Annotated in this window: 17 protein-coding genes; 12 read left to right on the top strand and 5 right to left on the bottom strand. The window is 64.8% G+C overall.

The genetic code is table 11. From position 1 onward, the window contains the following. Nucleotides 1-102 precede the first annotated feature (102 nt). On the top strand, nucleotides 103-1929 hold the full coding sequence (locus H6718_25815; protein ID MCB9588855.1) for a hypothetical protein: 1827 nt from the start codon (nucleotides 103-105) through the stop codon (nucleotides 1927-1929). Further along, nucleotides 1926-3935 (top strand): hypothetical protein, encoded by a 2010-nt coding sequence (locus tag H6718_25810; GenBank protein ID MCB9588854.1) that lies wholly within the window; start codon nucleotides 1926-1928, stop codon nucleotides 3933-3935. The genes H6718_25815 and H6718_25810 overlap by 4 nt, the downstream gene beginning before the upstream one ends. A gap of 405 nt (nucleotides 3936-4340) precedes the next feature. Here the strand turns inward: H6718_25810 and H6718_25805 are convergent, their stop codons facing one another. Continuing rightward, nucleotides 4341-5504, bottom strand: coding sequence for a geranylgeranyl reductase family protein (locus tag H6718_25805; protein MCB9588853.1), 1164 nt, complete (start codon nucleotides 5502-5504; stop codon nucleotides 4341-4343). Between the two features lie 173 nt (nucleotides 5505-5677). On the opposite strand from H6718_25805, the gene zwf reads away from it, so the two are divergent. The 4 genes from zwf (at nucleotide 5678) to H6718_25785 (ending at nucleotide 10475) form a co-directional block, all read left to right on the top strand. Further along, nucleotides 5678-7051, top strand: coding sequence for a glucose-6-phosphate dehydrogenase (gene zwf, locus H6718_25800; protein ID MCB9588852.1), 1374 nt, complete (start codon nucleotides 5678-5680; stop codon nucleotides 7049-7051). Next, nucleotides 7048-8766, top strand: a complete 1719-nt coding sequence (gene gnd / locus H6718_25795; GenBank protein MCB9588851.1) for a decarboxylating 6-phosphogluconate dehydrogenase — start codon at nucleotides 7048-7050, stop codon at nucleotides 8764-8766. Before zwf ends, gnd begins: the two co-directional genes overlap by 4 nt. Before the next feature lie 3 nt (nucleotides 8767-8769). Then, nucleotides 8770-9474 carry a 6-phosphogluconolactonase gene (pgl, locus tag H6718_25790; GenBank protein MCB9588850.1) on the top strand — a complete coding sequence of 235 codons (705 nt, stop codon included), beginning with the start codon at nucleotides 8770-8772 and terminating at the stop codon, nucleotides 9472-9474. Between the two features lie 161 nt (nucleotides 9475-9635). Then, nucleotides 9636-10475 carry a UbiA family prenyltransferase gene (locus H6718_25785; protein ID MCB9588849.1) on the top strand — a complete coding sequence of 280 codons (840 nt, stop codon included), beginning with the start codon at nucleotides 9636-9638 and terminating at the stop codon, nucleotides 10473-10475. On the opposite strand, the gene H6718_25780 is transcribed toward H6718_25785, so the two are convergent. Both H6718_25780 and H6718_25775 read right to left on the bottom strand, forming a co-directional pair. Further along, complete coding sequence (locus H6718_25780) at nucleotides 10407-12884, bottom strand: hypothetical protein (GenBank protein MCB9588848.1); 2478 nt, start codon at nucleotides 12882-12884, stop codon at nucleotides 10407-10409. The genes H6718_25785 and H6718_25780 overlap by 69 nt on opposite strands. A 150-nt stretch (nucleotides 12885-13034) precedes the next feature. After that, nucleotides 13035-13388, bottom strand: a complete 354-nt coding sequence (locus H6718_25775; protein ID MCB9588847.1) for a hypothetical protein — start codon at nucleotides 13386-13388, stop codon at nucleotides 13035-13037. 326 nt (nucleotides 13389-13714) lie between these two features. On the opposite strand from H6718_25775, the gene H6718_25770 reads away from it, so the two are divergent. From H6718_25770 to H6718_25745, 6 genes are all read left to right on the top strand, one after another. Next, nucleotides 13715-14602 carry a GAF domain-containing protein gene (locus H6718_25770; GenBank protein MCB9588846.1) on the top strand — a complete coding sequence of 296 codons (888 nt, stop codon included), beginning with the start codon at nucleotides 13715-13717 and terminating at the stop codon, nucleotides 14600-14602. Between the two features lie 8 nt (nucleotides 14603-14610). Continuing rightward, a complete protein-coding gene (locus H6718_25765) occupies nucleotides 14611-14988 on the top strand; it encodes a response regulator (protein MCB9588845.1) in 378 nt (125 codons plus the stop codon). A 4-nt stretch (nucleotides 14989-14992) separates the two neighbouring features. Further along, nucleotides 14993-15700 (top strand): phosphoribosylanthranilate isomerase, encoded by a 708-nt coding sequence (locus H6718_25760; GenBank protein ID MCB9588844.1) that lies wholly within the window; start codon nucleotides 14993-14995, stop codon nucleotides 15698-15700. Next, a complete protein-coding gene (locus H6718_25755; protein MCB9588843.1) occupies nucleotides 15697-16158 on the top strand; it encodes a hypothetical protein in 462 nt (153 codons plus the stop codon). Before H6718_25760 ends, H6718_25755 begins: the two co-directional genes overlap by 4 nt. A gap of 80 nt (nucleotides 16159-16238) precedes the next feature. Continuing rightward, nucleotides 16239-17498, top strand: coding sequence for a tryptophan synthase subunit beta (gene trpB / locus H6718_25750; protein MCB9588842.1), 1260 nt, complete (start codon nucleotides 16239-16241; stop codon nucleotides 17496-17498). Next, a complete protein-coding gene (locus tag H6718_25745; GenBank protein MCB9588841.1) occupies nucleotides 17495-18325 on the top strand; it encodes a tryptophan synthase subunit alpha in 831 nt (276 codons plus the stop codon). The genes trpB and H6718_25745 overlap by 4 nt, the downstream gene beginning before the upstream one ends. A 2-nt stretch (nucleotides 18326-18327) precedes the next feature. Here H6718_25745 and H6718_25740 read toward each other — a convergent pair whose 3' ends face one another. Together H6718_25740 and gloB are read right to left on the bottom strand one after the other, a co-directional pair. Then, a complete protein-coding gene (locus tag H6718_25740; GenBank protein ID MCB9588840.1) occupies nucleotides 18328-18864 on the bottom strand; it encodes a transcriptional repressor in 537 nt (178 codons plus the stop codon). A 104-nt stretch (nucleotides 18865-18968) separates the two neighbouring features. Next, on the bottom strand, nucleotides 18969-19835 hold the full coding sequence (gloB, locus tag H6718_25735) for a hydroxyacylglutathione hydrolase (GenBank protein ID MCB9588839.1): 867 nt from the start codon (nucleotides 19833-19835) through the stop codon (nucleotides 18969-18971). Nucleotides 19836-19845 lie beyond the last annotated feature (10 nt).

The following is a 19845-nucleotide window of genomic DNA, read 5'->3' as shown; positions in this document are numbered from 1 at the left end:
CCACGCGAAACCGCAAGTCTGGGGGGGGACCAAAGGCTGCTTGGCGTTGGCTTTTTCGACCGTTCTGGTCAACCACGCTCGGGCTGAGGTAACCAGCGGAACGTGCGCACAGCGGATCGCAAGCGGACCGGCCTTTGGTGGCTCGGAGTGGTCGGTGCGATCCTGGCTGGAGTGCTGCTCCGCGCGCGGGTGTTGTCCACGGGTTTCATCCTGGACGACTACGTCCAGCTGGAAATGAGCCGCACGCTGGGAGGAGAGCCGCTCTGGACCGGAGCTCCGGGCTACAAGCTCTACGCGTTCGTAGCTCAAGGCGCGGCGCCGGAGCTGATGGCGCGAGGCAGCCTCCCGTGGTGGACGGATCCCGAGTTGCTGGCGGCGCCCATGCGGCCGCTGCCGAGCCTGCTACTCGCGCTGCAGTATCGGGTCTTTGGCGCGCACCCCTTGGGCCCTCACTGGGTCTCGGTCGTGCTCTGGTCCGTGATGATGCTCGTGGTGGCGGGGTTCTACCGTCGCTTGTTGTCGCCACGCGCGGCGATGTTTGCCACCTGGATTTACGCGCTCAGCCTCGCGCACAGCATGCCGTTGATCTGGATCGCGAACCAGTGTGCGATTCTCTCTTGCGCCTTCGGCGCGGGTAGCTTGTGGGCGCTGCTCGCTTGGCGTGAGGGGGGCTCGAGAGCTGGCGCGTTCGTTTACCCCACGCTGCTGGTGCTCAGCCTGGCGTCAGCGGAGTATGGGCTGTGCGTCGTCGCGCTCGTTGTGTGTTATGAGCTGTGGTCTGTTGCCGCGAGGAAGCGTGCGCTGTTTCGGCGGCTCGGGGCACTAGCGGTGCCTTTGGGCATCGTGGCGCTGCATCAGCTCGCCGCGCGCCTGCTGGGCTATGGTGTGTCGGGTAGCTTGCTGTACATCGATCCCCTTCACGACCCTGGGCTGTACGTGGTGCGCGTGCTGCAGCAGCTGCCATCGATGTTGGTTGACGGAGTGCTTGGCTTGTTCGCTCCTCCTGGCAATCCGTGGGTGGTGCTGTTCTCTGTCTTCGCGCTACCTGTGCTGGTTTGGTTCTGGCGCGTGGCGCGTCGCTCCGCAGTTCCCACGCCTGCTGGTGACGTCGCCGCAGTCTCCGCTCACGCCGGCAACGGGCGTGATCTGGGTTGGTTGGTGTTGGGGAGCCTGGCGGCGCTCTTGCCGCTCTCTGCTTCGGGCTATTCCACCCGCCTGATGATCATCACCGGTGTTGGGCTATCCGCGCTGATCGCCTCGGCGTCACTTTGCGCTTTCCAGGGGGTGCGGCAGGCCGATGGGGGATTCTGGCGCTTCCCGAGTGCCCTGGTTGCGGCGGGGCTGGTGTTTACCCACGCCATCCTCTCCCCACTGGGTAGCGCTCTGGAGACTCGCCTCGGCGCGGATCTGAACCGGAGCCTACGCAACGCGGCGCTGGACGCGAAATTCGGCGCGCGAGACGTGCTGATCCTTGGCGCGACGGACACCTTTAGCTTTCACTATCCGCCCATGGTGGCCAAACTCCACGGTCAGCCTGTTCCGCGCGGATGGTGGGTGCTGTCGGCGTCTTATCAACCTCAGGCGGTCAAGCGAGTGGATGAGCGCACCATCGAACTCATGAGCGCCAAGGGCGATCTCCTGACCAACCCGAGCGCGCTCGTCTACCGACGTCCGGATCGACCGCTCGCCGCTCAGAGTCAGGTGCGGGTTGGTCCCCTCGAGGCTACGGTACTCGAGGTCGGGGAAACGGGACCGAGGCGTGTGCGCTTCCGCTTCGATGGAAGCCTCGATGATCCTCGGTATGCGGTCTATCTGGCGACCCCAAAGGGTTATGTGCCTTACCGGCTCCCGAGGATTGGAAAGTCGCAGTATATCCCTGCGGCAAATGTGCCGAGCGAAGTCCGGCATGGTCCTGGGGGTGCTCGATGAGCGCAGCTGAAGACGACGTCCCTGAGCTCCCTGGATCGGATGGGGGGGAGGGCGCTCCGCTAGAAACCAGCGCGGCCACCGGCGGCGCCGATCGCGACGAGGTAGCGGAGCAACGCAGTGTTGGACCGTGGTACTGGCGAGCGCTCGTGAGCTTGGTGCTGTTTCACCTGGCGGGAGTGATGTACTTCGCTCCGCCTCAGGTGATCTTGGCGAAGCAGCCTGTCATGACCATGGACTACGCGCTTCATGTGTACCAGGTCGTGCGCGCTCGCGACGCGTTCAAGGAAGCCTCCCAGCTCTGGGGCTACGATCCACTTCAGCTCGCGGGGCAGCCCGCGGGTGTCGTCGAGGACTTGACCAGCAAGGGCACTGAGCTCTGGGTGATCGCCTTGAACAAGCTCGGCGTGCATCCGGCGATCGCCTTCAACCTGCTCCTCTGGGTGGTCCATCTGTCGATCCCGGTGCTGGGCTACGTCGGTGCGCGGCTATTCCGCCTCTCCCGAAGTCAAGCCTTGGGCGTGGCTTGGATTTGGTCTTGGTGCTGGTTCTTCGACTCGTTCATGCACTGGTCGTGGTTCATCGGCATGATCAGCTGGAGTGGTGCGTGCGCCCTCAGCGTCGTGCTGGTCGGCTGTCTCTTTCGGTTCCTCGAGGAACGACGGCTGAAGTATTTCATGTGGTTCGCGCTGGTGGCAGCGACCCTGGCCATCTTGCATCCCTTTGCGGTGTTCGCCGTCGCGGTGCCCTGTGCCGCGCTCTACCTTCGTTCGGCGAAAACGCTCGGTCCGAAGGGGCACGGATTGCTGCTCTTGGCGGTCGCCTTGGCGGGGTCGACCGCGTTGATCTGGATCTTCCCGACGTTGCGCTTCAGGCACTACGTGGGTGATGTCGACACCTTCTTCAACACGACTGCCTCGTACTTGCTCTACGACTCCTTCGACCTGATGAAGGACGGCAGAAACACCGGCGGTCCGGTGCGCACATTGCTGCGTACGCTGTGTTTCGTTGCTTCAGGTGTGTGGCTGTGGAGGAACCGGAAGGCTGCTGATCGTCGCTGGCTGCCGTGGTTGAGCTTCATGTTGGCTGGCTTCGCCTTTACGTATTTCGCCGGTTACTTGTGGCTGGCGAGGCAGACTCAGCCCTACCGTCAGATCGGTCCCGTGATCTTCATGGCGGCCATCCCTGCGGTGCTCGTCTTCAGCGAGCTACTCAGCGCCGGCGAACGCGCGCGCTGGACCCCAAAGCTGAAGCTGCTGCTCGGGCTCGGCCTGGTGCTGATCGTTCCTCGCGTCTACCGCACGATGGCGTACTACGTCGTGCACCTGCTGCCAGAGCAGGTGATCCGTTCGGATCGCGATGTACGCGGCTCGCCTCTGGTCTCGTTGAACGAACCGAAGCCAGTGTGGCTCGGACACGCACCGGCTGCGCCTCAGCAGCAGGCGGTGCGCGACTGGTTGATCAAGCATCACAAGGGTCGGGGGCGCGTCGCGATCAACGAGTGGGTGCTGGGTGAGTACATCGCTGCGAGCACGGAGATCCCGGTGCTAGGCGGGATCCGTGAGCGAAACGTGCCCCACGTGGACGCTCACCCGTATCGCCAGCTCGACGACGGAAAGCTCAAGCCTGAGGAGCTAGCCGCTTTCTTCGAGCGCTACGCCGTTGGCTTCGTAATTGAGTCCGGTTTCCGCTCCCCGATCGAAGGCCAAGCCAAGCTGATTGAACCTGTAGAAATCGTGCAAGGTTACCGCATCTACCGGGTGCGCGCCGAGCCCAGCTACTTCTTGCGCGGCACGGGTCGAGTCAGCGCCCAGCGGCTCAATTTTATCCAGGTGGAAAATGCAATGCCCGACGCCGAGGGTGACGTGACCCTGCGCTTCCACTACATGGAGAGCCTCGGCTGTCGTCCGGAGTGCCAGGTGGAGCGTGAGGAGGTAGCGGGAGATCGCGTTGGCTTCATCCGCGTGAAGGCGCCTCCCGCGAAGTTCGAGATCTTCAACGTGTATTGAGCCGGTTCTGAAGGCTATTCCAGTAGGCGTTGGGAAAGTGCCGTCCCATGCGGTGAAGCGCGGCTTCGGCGCGGAATGAGACGCGAAGCGCCCGCACCGCCTCAACTTCCGTGCGGAACGAAGGTCGATTCTCCCGGATCAGCTCGAGTAGCGGAGCGAACAGCGCTTCCGCTGTGCGCGCGCTCCATCTGTGCCATGGGTCGCGTGCCTTGAACCGCGTGCGGTAGAACCTGGACACGACGAGCAGCGGGGGAGCCGGGAGATCGGTCAACAAAGCGTCGAGGGCTCCTACGGAGGCCTCGACCTCGGCCGGTGTAGCCCCGCGCTCAGACGTAGTCCGCCTCCAGTAGCCCAGACGCCTGGCATGTCCAGCGGCGCGCCAGCGCGTGCCGTGCGCGCCATCGGCTAGTTCACTCGCTTCGTGACTTCGAGCTTTCCGCCGCCATACCCAAGCTCGAGCAGGCGCTGCATCCAGCCAAAGCGCTCGAGCTCATGCTCCACGACGTGGGCGAGCCCCTGTTGAATCAAGCTGCGGCCCGCCTGGGGGAAGCTGATGCGCTGCGCGAGCGCGCGTTGGTAGCGATGCGCGTGGCCGGTCGTCACCTGGCCGGCTTCCTCGAGCGCCCGTGCGCAGCTCTCTGCAGCGAGGCGGCCCGAGAACAAAGCCTGGTAGATCCCCTCGCCGGTGAGAGAATCGACGCTGCCCGCCGCGTCTCCACAACACAAGATCCCAGGCCCCGCAGGAGGTAATTTCCAGTGGGATAGTGGCAGCTGCCAGCTGTGAACGCTGCCCTGGCGCTCTGCATCTTCGAAGCGTTCCGGGTGCTGGTCGATGAACTCTTGCAAGAGGGACTTCAGCTTGCGCCCGCTCTGCTTGAAGTTGTCCGCGCGCTGATACACTCCGACGTTGCTCTGTCCCGCGGTGGCCGGGAACGCCCAAAAATATCCGTGCGGTAATGACTTGCTGAAATAGTGTTCGCTGACATGGGCATCCGCCAGACGCACGCCGCTGAAGTAGGCGGTGGCGGCCACGCCGAGGTGGCGTTCCGCCGGGTGGCCCAACCCGAGCGCGCGGCGCGCGACGCTGCCTGGGCCGTCCGCGGCGATCAACGCGCGCCCTCGCAGCGTGAGACCGCTCTGGCCGGGAGCGCTGGCGCGGGTCTTCAACCGTAGCTCAGCGGAACTCTGCTCGACTTGCTCGACGTGCTGCCCTTCGAGCAGCTCGACGCCCGCGTTCACCGCGCGCTCGACGATTGCGGCGTCGAGCAACAGGCGAGGCAAGATGCGACCCGGAAGCGCCCCGTAGTCACGACTCACCGCATACCCGTTGGGAAAGACCGCCACGGCGCCGGAGACCGCCGTCCCCTGAGACTCCAAGGGCTCCCTCACCCCCAAATCCGAGAGCTCCTGCAGCGCCAGGTTGGAAAGCGCGTCTCCGCAGGTTTTGCTGCGCGGGAAGTGGCTGCGGTCAACCAACGCCACGCTCAGGCCCGCTCTGGCTGCATGAGTGGCTGCAGCTGCGCCCGCTGGCCCAGCGCCAATCACCAGCACGTCGTAGCATCTTGTCATTCGCGCGTTCCTGGGCGACAGCGTGGAGCGGTGATCCAGCGAAGGCAACGGGGAAAGCCGAGCTGCCGACGATTGGAGGGGTGCGTTTCTGGCGTGCCGGGGATTAGATCAGGGGACGCCAAAGTGAGACCGAGAGCGAGCTCGTTTGGGGTTCATTGAAAGGAGAAGCCTGAGTGGTCGATCACGCAGACGCGCTGGTGTTTTTCGGGGCGACCGGAGATCTGGCTTACAAGAAGATCTTTCCGGCGCTGCACGCGTTGGTGAGTCGTCGGGGGCTCGACGTTCCCATTGTCGGCGTTGCCCGGTCGGGACGCAGCGTGGAAGCACTTCGTGAGCGAGCGAAGAGCAGCGTCGCGGAGCATGGCACGCTCAAGGACGAAGCCGCGCTCACGAAGCTGCTCGGCCTGTTGCGCTATGTCGAGGGCGACTATCACGATCCCAAGACGTTCAGCAAACTGCGCGAGGCCCTCGACGGCTCCGAGTTGCCAGTTCACTACCTCGCGATCCCGCCGAGCCTGTTCCCTGGGGTCATCTCGCGCCTCGCGGAAGCGGGTTGCGCGAAGGGCGCGAGGGTGATCATCGAGAAGCCTTTTGGTCGCGACGAAGCATCCGCGAGGAAGTTGAACGAGACCATCGCGAGCGCGTTTCCGGAGTCTGCGATATTTCGTATCGATCACTACCTCGGCAAGGAGGCGGTGCAGAACCTGGTGGTGCTGCGCTTCGCGAACACCTTCCTCGAGCCGCTCTGGAATCGTCACTACATCGAGAGCGTCCAGATCACGATGGCTGAGCGCTTTGGTGTGCAAGGCCGAGGCAGCTTCTACGAAGAAGCCGGCGCCATCCGTGACGTCGTCCAGAACCACCTGATGCAAGTCGTCGGCTTCTTGGCGATGGAGCCCCCGGCCACCACGTACAACGAGGCCTTGCGGGACGAGCTGGTGAAGGTGTTCCGTCAGGTCCGACCGCTCAGCTCCGATGATGTAGTGCTCGGGCAGTTCGATGGTTACCGTGAGGAAAAGGGGGTCGCGTCGGACTCCAAGGTCGAGACCTACGCCGCCCTGCGCCTCGCGATTGATTCTTGGCGCTGGGACGGCGTGCCGTTCCTGATCCGCGCTGGCAAGTGCCTGGCGACCACCGCGACCGAGGTGGTGGTCGACTTCAAGCGTCCTCCGCTTTCCAAACTTGCCCCGGGGAAAGGTAACTTTTTGCGCCTGCGCCTCAGTCCAGAGCTGAACATCTCTTTAGGTGCGCGGATCAAGCGCCCCGGGGACGCGATGGAGTCGGAAGCGACTGCACTCTCCTTGGTTGACCGTCCGCCCGGCGCCGGCATGAGCGCTTACGAACGCCTGCTGAACGACGCGCTCGAGGGCGACCCGACGCTTTTTGCGCGTCAAGATGCGGTAGAAGCGGCCTGGAAGGTGGTAGACAGCGTCTTGGCTGCTCCCCCCAAAGTGCGCCCCTACGCTCCAGGGACCTGGGGCCCCGCAGAGGCGGAACAACTGGTCGCGGACATCGGCGGTTGGGAGTCGCCAGAGGAACGAACATGACCACACTCAGCATCGACATCGGCGGCTCTCATGTGAAGGCGTTGATCCCCGGTGAGATCAAGCCGCGGAAGTTCTCCTCGAATGACGAGCTGACTCCGGAGGAGTTCGTTCAGCAGATCCGTCAGATCACCCAGGGCTGGGAGTACGAGCGGGTGAGCATTGGCTACCCTGGAGTCGTGCGCGATGGGTGTATCACCGCGGAACCGGTGAACCTGGGTGAGGGTTGGGTCGGGTACGATTTCGAGACCGCGTTCGGCTGCCCGGTCAAGCTGATCAATGACGCGGCGATGCAGGCCCTCGGGAGCTACGACGGCGGTCGCATGCTGTTCTTGGGGCTCGGCACGGGTCTCGGTTCGGCGATGGTGATTGACGGCCAAGTGATCGCGATGGAGCTCGCGCATTTGTCTTTCCGCAAAGGCAAGAGCTACGAGGACTACGTCGGCGCGGCCGCCCTGAAGAAGCACGGCACCGACAAATGGGGAGAGCGCGTACGGACCATCGTCGAGGCGCTCCACGCGGCGATGTTGCCTGACTACATCGTGCTCGGTGGCGGCAACGCCAAGGACGCACCGGAGCTGCCAGAGTGGGTGCGCATCGGGGACAACAAGAACGCGTTCCTAGGTGGCTTCAAGCTCTGGGAAGGCGCACCTGCCACGGCGCCTGAGAGCGGCCCACCGAGCCGAAAGCCCGGGCGCGGCGCGCCGACGCTCGGCATGATCGGCCTCGGGCGCATGGGAGGCAGCATGGTCCGCCGTCTGCTCCGTGGGGGCTGCAACGCGGTTGTCTACGATCATGACGAAGAAACGGTGGAGCGCCTGGCCGCGGTGGGGGCCACGCCCAGTGAATCCTTGAGCCAGCTGGTGGCGCAGCTCGAGCAACCACGGGCGATCTGGTTGATGGTGCCGGCGTCGGTGGTCGAAGCCACGCTGGCTGAGCTGGTGCCGCTGCTCGCTGAAGGTGATGCGGTGATCGACGGCGGCAACTCGTACTACGTGGATGACATCTTCCGCGCCAAGCGCCTCAGCAAGCGGGGGATCCACTACGTCGACGTGGGGACCAGCGGCGGCGTCTGGGGGCTCGAGCGAGGGTACTGCCAGATGATCGGTGGTGAGGGCCACGTGGTCGACTCGCTCAGGCCCTTCTTCGAAGCGTTGGCACCCGGATCGGATGCGGCACCGCGCACCAGCGGGCGAGATGGCGAAGTGACGGACGCCGAGCGTGGCTTCCTGCACTGTGGCGGTCCTGGCGCTGGGCACTTCGTGAAGATGGTCCACAACGGGATCGAGTACGGCATCATGGCTGCTTACTCCGAGGGGCTGAACGTGTTGGAACACGCGGCGGTGGGCAAGCTCGAGCACGCGAGCGATGCGGAGACCACGCCGATGCGTGATCCCCAAAACTACGAGTACGAGCTTAACCTTGCGGAAATAAGCGAGCTGTGGCGCCGCGGGAGCGTCATCGGATCTTGGCTGCTCGATCTAACTGCTTCGGAGCTCCACCGCGATCCGAAGCTCGCTCACTTCGCCGGACGGGTCTCCGACTCCGGTGAGGGCCGTTGGACGATTCAGGCCGCGATTGACGAGGGTGTCCCGGTTCCGGTGCTAAGCGCCGCGCTCTACCAACGCTTCTCTTCTCGAGGTCAGGCTGACTTCGGCAACCGGGTGTTGTCGGCGATGCGCCACGCGTTCGGCGGTCACGCGGAGAAGCAGGACTAGGAGATGGAGCGGCGAGCGCTCCCGGGCGGTGCGGAGCTCTTGGTGCTCCCAGACGCTGCGCTCGCTGCGAGCGCAGCCGCGCAGGTCATCGCTGAGGAGCTGGACCGGTCGCGCCAGGAACGTGGGCGCTTCAGCCTGGCGCTGAGCGGTGGCAGCACGCCGCGGCCGATGTTCGAGGCGCTCGCTAGCGCGCAGCTTGCGTGGGGCGACGTCGAGCTCTTTCAGGTCGACGAGCGCATCGCGCCGCTCGCCGACGACGCGCGCAACGCGAAGGGCCTGCAGGCAGCGCTACTCGACCGAGTCGCCATTCCACCGGCTCAGTGCCATCTGATCCCTGTCGAGTCCGCTGACCCCGTCTCCGAATACGCGGGCGCGCTGCGCCGCACGCTTGGAGAGCCAGCGGTGCTCGACTTGGTTCATCTCGGGCTAGGGGAGGATGGTCACACCGCGTCTCTCGTGCCTGGTGATCCGGCGCTCGAGATCAGCGACGCGGATGTCGCGCGGGTCGGTGAGTACAAGGGTCACCCGCGAGTCAGCTTGACGTTCCCAACGCTCAATCGTGCTCGTCGCGTGCTCTGGCTGGTGTGTGGGGAGAGCAAGCGCGAGGTCCTTGCCCGCCTGCTCGAGGGCAACTTGGACGCCCCTGCGGGGCGTATCACGCGGTCCAACGCGCTCTTCGTCGCTGACCGCTGTGCGGTTTCCAGCTGACCGCTGCGCTGTCTCCAGCTGACCGCTGCGCTGTCTCCGGCCGAGCGCTCGCGGCCCTTCAGCTGACGGCGCCGCTCTTTTTCGGCGAAATTCACCGGGAAATCTGCGATGCATGAGCCATCGCGCTCGTCGCGAACCGACGACACCGCCCCTCGCACGCCATGCTCGCCGCCTTTCGCATCGTCCTCGACGTCGTCGTGTATCGGCTGCGTCGCCTCGAGATGGCGAATCTCGTGGCGGCCGTCGCCATCATGATCGCGCTCGGTACCAGGCCGCTCGACTTGGTGATCCGCACGGCGTTTGGCGCGGGGCTGAACGTGCTCGCCTACCTGACGAACGACTACTGCGACGTCGAGCAAGACTTGGCGGAGGGTCGCGGTCCAGCGAAGTACCTGAGCGAGCATCTCGGCGCGGCGCTGGGGGCGCAGATTGGTATCGCGCTGATCTTGGCGGGCGTTGCCGCGTGGTACGATATCGGGCTCTTGGTGCCCCTCGGGCTCGGCGCGGGGATCTGTTGGGCGTACTCAGCGCGGCTGAAGGCGCGACCAGTGGTGGACATCCTCAGCATGGTGCTGTGGGGGGTGGCGATGCCGCTGGTTGCGTTTCCGCTCGGGAACAAATTGGGCTGGCTGTTGGTCATCCAGCTTGGCTTGTTCAGCGCGTGCTTCGAGACCATTCAAGTGCTGCGCGATCGAGACGAGGACGTGAGAGCGAACGTGCGCACGACCGCCGTTGCGTTCGGTGCCGAGCGCACACGGCTGCTTGCGCGGGTGTTCATGCTGGTAGCCATGACGTATGCGTTGCTCGTCCTGGATCGCTACGTTGGCCTGCTCCTGGTGGTGCCGGTCTTCGTCCCCATCCCCCGGGCGTTCGACGCCGCGGCGATGAGTCAGTACTGGAACCGCATCCGCTTGACCCAGGGGCTGAGCTGGCTAGGCCTGCTCGCTGGCGTCTACTTTCGCGGCTCCACTCACGGCTGGCTGCTCTCCGGCGTCGGCTAGCGGCCGCGTGAGCAGCGCGATGGCAGGTAGCAAGCATAGGTAGACCAGGGCAGCGACCAAGGTGAGGTTCGTGAGCCCAAACATCAGCGCGATGATGATCGCGAGGCTCGATGCGAGCACGCTGCCGACGCCATTCAGGCCCCAGAGCCAGGGCGTCTCCCGGCTGAACTCGCGGCTGACTAGGCGCATTCCGCAAGGAAACGCCATGCCCATCGAAAGCCCAAGGGGGGCCGTGATGCCGATGGCGAACCCGATGCGCGCCCCTAGCACGGCTGATGCCACGCCCGGCGCAAAACGCGACCAGAGCAAGGCGACCGCGATCAACAGCCCCGCGATCAGCGCTGGATAGACGAAGCAGTAGGGGCGTCGGTCGAAGGGGAGCCGGTCGCTCAACAGCGACCCCACCCCTGCTGAGGCCACCAAGCTCGCGAGCACCACGATCAGGCTGTAGATCGGGTGCCCCAGCACCACGCTGAGGCGCTGCAAGAGCGCGATCTCGGCGAGCATGAAGCCAACGCCGATACAGAAGAAATAGACCAACGCAGCAGCCAGTCGTCCCCGCCGGCCAGGCAGCGGCGCTGCTTCGGACTTGAGCTGACCTCGCATGCGCCACAACGGGATCAGGATGGCGCCGCTAACCAGCAAGAGCGACGCGAGCAACGCCAGCAGCAAGGTGCGCGTCGCCACCAGATTGCCCTCGATGGTGCCCTGGGTGAGCGCCGGGGGCGGACGCCACAAGGCTCGCGGGCGAATCACGTTGAAGAAGAACGGGCGGTCATCCGTTGCCGGACGGAAATCCAGTTCTGGTAGCAACGTCACGCGGTCGAGCTCCGCGCGGTCCTTCACCGAGAGGATCTCCTTGAGTCGCACCGCCGACGTCGGGTGGGTCGGGGAGACCACCACCGCGAAGCCCTTTTGCTTTGCTACTTGTTCGAGCGCCTCGCTGTCGGCCTTGCTCAGCGGATCTCTGCCGACGAGCAGCGTGCTAACAAGGCCAGAGCTCACCAACGCGATGTGGTCTGCAGGCCGCGTCACGCCGCGCCGCTCGAGCGCGGCAACCGCGAGCGCCATCACCCGCGCGGTCTCCACGGTGGCCCAGCGCGAAACGGTGAAGATCCCGTTCGGCTCCAGGTGGTCCAGGAACAGGTCCCAGGCTTCCACAGTGTAGAGGCCATTTTCGCCCAAGGCATGGGCGCCAGCGCCCGTCGCCGCCCAGGTGTCGATCAGGGACATCTGGATCACGTCGAAGTGCTTGCTTGTGCGAGCGAGCACGCTGCGCGCCTCTCCGTGCACCAGTTGGACGTTGGGATTCTGAGGGACGAGCGTTGGCTCTCCGAGAGGTCCTTGCAGGATCTCGAGCAGCCGGGAATTCAGCTCGATCCCCACCACCGGCTTGTGCCCGCTGAGCAGCGCAGCCTGTAGATCTCGCGAGCCGCCAACGCCGATGATCGCGATGGAGCCGTGGGGGCGAACGCGATGGATCACGTTCGTCACGTCGCAGTCGAGCCAGCTCAAGGTCTCGAGCTTGCCACCGGCGTCATACAGCGGAGTCATCGCGTGACCGTCGATCTCGATGCTGCGCTGAGTGACGACGGGCTGAGGACACAGCGTGCCTTTGCCCCAGAAGGAAGCTGGGACTTTGCCTGCTGGACCGACCACGACCCGCGAGTGGCTGTTCCACAGCTCTTGCTCGACCAGCGCCCGTACCTCGGGGCGCCCCTTGACCCACAGCGGGGCAAGGCCCGAGTGAGTTCGTGAGTTGCCGAGCCCGATCACCAACAGCACCACACCAAGGACAAGTCCTTGGCGCACCGCGGGCTTGGCATCGCCAGCGTACGCGAACGCGGCGGAAGCGAGCCCGCACAGCGCCGCGACGAAGAGCAGGGCGCTGCCCGCGTCACACACGCTCAGCAGCAACGGCACTGCGGGGGCGCCGAGCGCCGCGCCGATCAAGTCGACCGCGTAGACCCTTCCCACAGGGAAACGCGTCTTGGTGACCGCCGCGGCGACGACGATCCCTGCGGGGTAGAAGGGGAGAGCAATGGCCGCCGCGAAAACCAGGAACAAGAGCACCGTGGTTGCCACGGGATCGGTGCGCAGGGGCACCACCAAGAGCAGCACGTAGCTGACGGGGATGGCCACGGCGAGCCAACGCGTGTCCCGCGCGAGTGACGAGGCAAGCCGTGCTTCGGAGTAGTCTTCCGCGCGGAAATAAACCCGCAAGGCGCCGGCCGTCAGGCCGAAAAGGCCCATGGCGATCACCAGGAACGCCAGCGAATACCAGGTCAGCACCGAAAGCAGACGGGTGTCGAGCACCTCCAGGGCCAGCGTCGAGGCGGTGACCAGGAACAGCCCGACCAAAAATGGCGCTTGGCGCAGGGTCGATGGGGACGACTCGGGGGTGCTCACCGGCTATGCCGCTACCACGACGAGGGCAGTGCGGGGGCAGGATTCGCTACACCACCACTGGAACGCAACCCTGCGCTTCTGGGTCGTCGACGCAGGCCCGACCGCGCGCTGAGGTTCGGCCGCGCGTTAGGGCCGAGCGCTATGCGGGGTTCAGGTTTTGTCCTTGGGAGGCCCAACCACCACCCGGGGAAGATACGGGTGGGAGTGGGAAGGCGACGAGCTCCGCGCCCCATACGCTTCGTCGGAGCAGCGTGTGTAGAGCTCGCGCGCACCTAGCGCCTGGGGATGCTTGCGCATCAGCTGGACAAGCCGCTGCATCACGCGCTCCGGTGGATCGTCTCCGATCTCCAGTTCGAGTCTCAGTACCGCAACGTCACGTCCCGGGCTCTCCGGGAGCTGACCCGCCGCCAGCTTTGCCTGCTGCAATTCCCGTGCGGTGATCAAGCGATGCACCTCCGCCAGCGCTGGGTCGCCCTGGCAGGCTTGCTCGAAGTCTACAGCCATTGCTGATGATCGTACGGGAGTTGCGGGCGGAGCATAAGCCCCCAAAACCTCGACGCCGCGGGATCAACCCGGTCGTTCGTGGCACACGGGGTCAGCTGACAGGGAGATTGGGGTTCCTTGCCATCCGCTGTAGACCCTGGACTGCCCTCGTCGAGAGTTCGCGTTTCAACGCCAACCACCTGCAAACGAACAGCAAAAACTGCGTATGCAGGTCCTTGCACGCTTGGTGGTCTGAAGGCTGGGTGATACCGTCAGGCCGTTATCCTCTGGGCAGGCAACCACTGTCCTGGTCGCTCGACTCTTGGGGCCCATGCCTCCAACTCATCATGACCGAAGACGATCGGACGAAATCAGGCGAAGGTGAAGACAGCGTCCCGGCGCGCACGTCCGCTCAGAGCGATTCGCCTCCCCCGGACTTGCGCAAACAGCGTGACGAGTTTCTACAGAACTTCTCTCGCAGCGCGCGGCTGACGGAACAATTCATCCGCGACTACGAGGGGCTCGCCGAGCGCGTTCACAAGCTCGAGACGGAGAACGCCTCACTGCGCGCGAAGGTTGAAGCGGACGATGCGATCCGCGAACTGCTGCGCAAGATCGAAGAGCTCGAGCGGGAGAAGACCGATCTGCTCTCGCGCTACCGCGAAGCCGAGCGCACCAGCAATGGATTGTCGGAGCGCTTCGCGCAGTTCGAGGAAGAGTTCAGCAACTTGGCGAACCTGTTCGTCGCGAGCAACCAGCTGCATTCGTCGCTCTCTCCCCGTCGCGTTACTCGGCGCATCAAGGAGGTGCTCGCCCAACTGGTTGGTGCGGAGCGCTACGCCGTCTTCCTGATGAACAGCGAGGGGACCGAGCTCGTTCCAATTGCTTCAGAAGGCGTCTCCGGTGATGAGCTGGCTCCGATCGGTGTCGACCGGGAGCCCATCAGCGGAGTGATTCGCACAGGCTCTGCTTATGTGGATGAAGTTGGCGACCCCAGCCAAGGCAGCATCCAAGAACCCCCAGCGGTGATCCCACTTCGAATCGATGATGATACGGTCGGAGCCATCATCATCTACGCAACCCTCTCGCAAAAGACTAGCTTCGCTAATATCGACTTCGAGTTGTTCAAGCTGCTCGGTCAGCACGCCGCAGCAGCGTTGGTTAGTGCGAGCCTCCATGCCCAACAAGGGCCCAAGCGACCCGGCCTCGAGGCCTTCGTCGACCTCAGTGTTTGAAGCTTTCCATGGCTGAATACTCCTGCTTGATTGTTGAAGACTCGCCGATGATGCGGCAGCTCTTGGTTTTCGCCCTCGCGCGGGTCAAGAACCTGCGCGTGACGGAGGCGGACGACGGCGTCGACGGGCTGCGCAAGCTCGCTTCGGCGCGCTACGACATCATCGTCACCGACATCAACATGCCCATCATGGATGGCTTGAAGCTGGTGAAGCGGGTGCGCAGCGATCCGGTACACAAAGACACTCCGATCGTGATCATCACCACCGAGGGCTCTCAAGAAGATCGCCAGCGCGCGCTCCAGCTCGGAGCGAACGCCTACATCACGAAGCCAATCCAGGCTCCGCAGGTGATCGCCACGGTGAAAGAACTGCTCAAGATCGAGTAGTCCCGTGTACGTCAAGCTCTGCGGCATCACCGACGTCGCTCAAGTTCCAGCTCTGGTCGCTTGCGGCCCCGATGCGCTGGGTATCAACCTCATCCCCAGCTCGAAGCGCTACGTGTCCCTCGAGCTAGCGCGATCGCTGATCTCTGCCATCCGCACGGAAAACCGCGCGCAGGGCAAGCACGTCGAGTGCGTCGCCGTGGTGTCTGCCGAACAGCTGCCGCCCGAGTTCTCAACGGAGGGTTTCGGGGGGAGGGTCGAGTCCCTGCTAGACGACCCAAGCTTCGACCGTATTCAGCTACACGCGGCGGACCCGACGGCCACTTGGCAAGCGCTGCGCAACTCAAGCGGCAGTGCTTCCGCCAAGATCTTCCTAGCCGCGCAGATCGCTGGACCCGAAGACGCCGAGCGCGCCTCGGGTTTCCCCGGGGCACCGCTCTTGGTAGACGCCAAGGTGGGTAACAGCCTCGGCGGTACGGGGCACTCCTTCGACTGGAGCTTGGTCGAGGCGCTGGCTACGAGTCGCGACTTGCTGCTCGCCGGCGGCCTGGACGCCGAAAAGCTTCCCCGCGCCATCGCACAAGTGCACCCCTGGGGGGTGGACGTGGCGAGCGGCATCGAGAGCGGCACACCTGGGATCAAGGACCTGAAGAAGTGTGAGGCGTTCGTCGCCGCGGCCCGCGCGGCGAGTATTGCCGTGGAGAAATCAGAATGAAGCGGCAACCCTCTGCTCTGTTGGCGTTTATTCTCGTGGGATGTGGTGGCGCGAGCATCGAAGGCGGTGAGGTGCGACCGTTCGACGGTGAGGGAATGCGCCTGGTGCAGCGCCTGAACGTCAGCGCTTGCAACCCCACCACGCAGCCCGCCACCACCCAAATTGAAGTGTGGAGCGGACCGAGCGGCGGCGAACGAACCCTGGTGAGCCTCGGCCCGGATCGTCAATCGCTGGTGGTGCATCGGCGCTTCGTGGTTCACGGCGAGGAGCGCTTCGAGGTCGTTGTAGAACCCGGCGGCAGCGACGCCATCTTGCAACGCTTTCGCTTGGGCAAGAAGCCGACTCTCGAGTTGATCCGTAACGCCACCGTCCCGGACGACGCACCCTCCAGCGGCGGCTCCCTGGTCCAGAGCTGCAGCTTGAAGCCGTCGCCCTTGCACACTCCGAGCGCCCGCTAGGCAGATCCACCGCCCTCGCTCTCGCCCGCGCCCATTTGCCGGTGGACACCGCGGCCCTTTGCGGCAAGCTTCCCCGCAAAATGGCTGACGCACCTTCCACTGTCGCGGGCGAGCGCCCGGGCTACTTCGGCGAGTTTGGCGGCCGCTTTGTGGCGGAGACGCTGGTCCCGGCGCTGAGCGAGCTCGAGCAGGCTTACCAAGAGATTGTCCTCTCGAGCGAGTTCCAGGCGGAGTGGCGCGGCCTGCTGGAGCACTACGTGGGAAGGCCGACGCCGCTCACATCGGCTGAGCGCTTGGCTCGTGCGCTGGATCCCGACGGAAAGATGGTCCGTCGCTTGTGGCTCAAGCGCGAGGACCTGTGTCACACGGGCGCCCACAAGATCAACAATGCCCTCGGGCAGGTTCTGCTCGCGAAGAAGCTCAACAAGACGCGCATCATCGCCGAAACCGGTGCGGGTCAGCACGGCGTCGCGACGGCTACTGCCTGCGCCATGTTGGGGTTGCCTTGTGAGGTCTACATGGGCGCGGTGGACGTCGAGCGCCAGGCGCCGAACGTTGCCCGCATGCACATGCTGGGGACCAAGGTGATCGCGGTTCAGTCTGGCTCCCGGACCCTCAAGGACGCGATGAATGAGGCACTGCGGGATTGGGTGACCAACGTGCGTACGACCCACTACTGCGTGGGTTCCGCAGCGGGCCCGCATCCCTATCCAGTGTTGGTAGCAGAGCTGCAGCGCGTGATCGGTGACGAGGCGCGCGCTCAAGTACTCGAACGTGGCGGGAGGTTGCCGGACGCCGTGATCGCGTGTGTGGGTGGTGGTTCCAACGCGATCGGCACGTTCCGCGGCTTCCAGGGGGATGCAGACGTCGCGCTGTACGGCGTCGAAGCTTCCGGTGAGGGGATTCCTAGCGGAAAACATGCGGCTACGCTGACCGCTGGACGCGTCGGTGTACTGCACGGTTCGCGCACCAAGGTACTGTCTGACGACAATGGGCAAATCCTCGAGGCGCATAGCATCAGCGCGGGGCTCGACTACCCTGGTGTTGGCCCAGAGCACGCGTCGCTGCAGGCCACGGGTCGGGCCCACTACTTGGCGGCCAGCGACGAAGAAGCGCTCGCGGCGGCCGCGGAGTTGGCGCTCACCGAGGGGCTGATCATCGCTCTCGAGACCGCGCATGCCTTTGCTCGCCTGGGTGACATTGCGCGAATCGAGTTCGAACAGCGGGGCCGCCCCGTCGACTTGCTGGTCACGCTCTCGGGACGAGGCGATAAGGACCTCGCGACCTACACGGCTCACGGCCTCGGGCGTCACCCGGCGGGTTCCGGAGGTGCGGCGTGACCCTGGCGCGCATCGAGGCTCGGTTTAAGAACCTCGCGGAAACACAACGCACGGCGCTGGTCGGCTTCTTGACGACGGGCGACCCTAGCGTCGAGGACAGCTACCAGTGTGCGAAGGCGCTGCTGGAGGCTGGGGTAGACGTGCTGGAGCTCGGAGTACCGTTCAGCGACCCGACGGCGGATGGTCCGGTGATCGCTGCGGCGAGTTATCGCGCGATTCAGAACGGCGGCTCTCTGAAGGCAGCGCTCGATGTCGCCCGGCGCCTGCGGGCGGATTTCGACGCGCCGATCGTGCTCTTCACCTACTACAACCCGATCGTCGCCTTTGGTGAGCAGGCGCTACCGGGGGCTTTGGTTGATGCCGGCGTAGACGCGGTGTTGGTCGTCGACTTGCCCCCGGAAGAGGCGCCACTACTGCGCCAGGGCCTGCGCGAGCGTGATTTGGGGGTCGTGCCGCTCCTCACCCCCACGAGTGGATCCGTGCGGGAACAAGCCGTGTTGGCCGATGCCCGCGGCTTTATCTACTACGTCTCGGTCACTGGCGTGACCGGCGCGGTGGATGCCAAAGCGCAGGTCGCTAGCGAGAACCCGCTGCGTGCCGCAGGGCAGGCGGCAAATGCGCTGAGCGCACGGGCAGGGATGCCCGTCGTGGTCGGATTCGGTATCGACTCGCCCGCCAAGGCGCGCGAGGTTGCCGAACAAGGCGTGGCAGGAGTGGTGGTGGGCACCGCGATCGTGAAGCTCATTGCCGAGCCCGGCAGCAGTGAAGAGCGGCGCAAGCGCGTGTTCGATTTCGCGAGCCAGCTGCGTCAAGCAATCGATGCGTAACGTCAGCTCTTGACCGGAAGTCTCGACTGGCTGTGCTTCTCGTTCCGGTGCGGGCAGTCCGGGGTATTGCAGCTGCCGTACAGCTCGAGCTTGTGATGGCCCAGGCTGAAGCCAAAGCGTTCGGCGACGCGCTCCTGTAGCTCCTCGATCAGCGGTTCTTCGAACTCTTGGATGAACCCGCAGTCGGTGCAGATCAGGTGATCATGGTGGGCGTCGTCGTCAGCCAGTTCGTAACGGGTGATGCCGTCATCAAAGCGCCGCTCTTCGACCACGCCGCTCTCCGAGAGCATCTTCAGGGTGCGGTAAACCGTGGCGTAACCGATGCGGCTATCGGCTTTGCGCACTTCGCTGAGCAGCTCGTCTACGGTCGCGTGCTCCCCCAGCTTGAAGAACGTGTCGACGATCAGTCGGCGTTGCTCGGTCGAGCGCAGGCCACGCTCGTTCATGTAGGCGTCGAGTTGCTCGCGCAGGCGGCTCTGATCGGGATCCCGAGCAGGGCTCCCGGCAACGACGGAACCGGCGTCTCGCGTTTTCACCATTTCAGTCTTCCTCTAGCCCGGCCATGGGGTCAAGCCCGCGACGTCGCAACGCCAAGCGTCCAAAAACAGCCCACGTTCTGTTCGGGCCGCCTCCAGGAAGCGCGCTAGATGGGCAGATCCTCGTCGCTCAGGCTGCGGTAGTCCTTGCGGTCCTTCAAGGCCCGTGTAGCGGCGAAGACGTCCGTCGGCTGCTCGAGCTTGCGATCGGGCCACGCGGCCTGGACCGCAGTAGTGACTTCCGTTTGGTCGTAGCGCATGAACGGGTTCGTCGCGCGCTCGAGGGCGATGGTGCTGGGCACGACGGAGCGCCCGGCGCTTCGTTCTTGCCAGGTGGTGCGAATGCGCTCCGCGAGGGATGGGTTGCCGGGCTCCACGCTCCACGCGAAGCGCAGGTTGTCCTGAGTGTACTCGTGGGCGCAGCAAACGCGGGTCTCCGGGGGGAGATCTCGCAGGCGTGAGAGCGAAGCGTACATCTTGGAGGCGGGGCCATCGAAGAGGTAGCCGCATCCCGCGGCGAACAACGTATCCCCGCAGAAAAGCAGATCTTCGAAGATGTAGCTCACATGCCCGTCGATGTGGCCTTCGGTGAGCCAGACCTGCCCGGTCACTTCTCCCAGGCTCACGCTGTCGCCATCGTCCACACCGCGAGTTAGCCCTGGCACGTCGTTCGCCGCGCGCGCTGGGCCGATCACCTGAACGCCATCGAGCATGCCTCGCTCCGCCAGGGCGCGGTTGATCCCCACGTGATCCCCGTGGGTGTGGGTGTTGAGGATGGTGGTCAACGTCAGCCCGTGGACCTTGCAGTACTCGAGCACCGCGTCCGCGTCGGGTCCGTCGACGACCGCAGCCTGCTTGTTTCCGTACGTAATCAGCCAGATCAGGTTGTCCTGCCAGGCAGGGATCTGATGCACCTCGAGTGCGCCCGAGTGGCTCTTGAACGGTGGGGTCGGCTGGCTGACGACGTGCTGCATGACGCGAGCG

The organism is Polyangiaceae bacterium, assembly GCA_020633205.1.
Taxonomy (GTDB): Bacteria; Myxococcota_A; Polyangia; order Polyangiales; family Polyangiaceae; genus JAHBVY01.
This window is presented reverse-complemented; position numbering and strand designations above follow the sequence as displayed.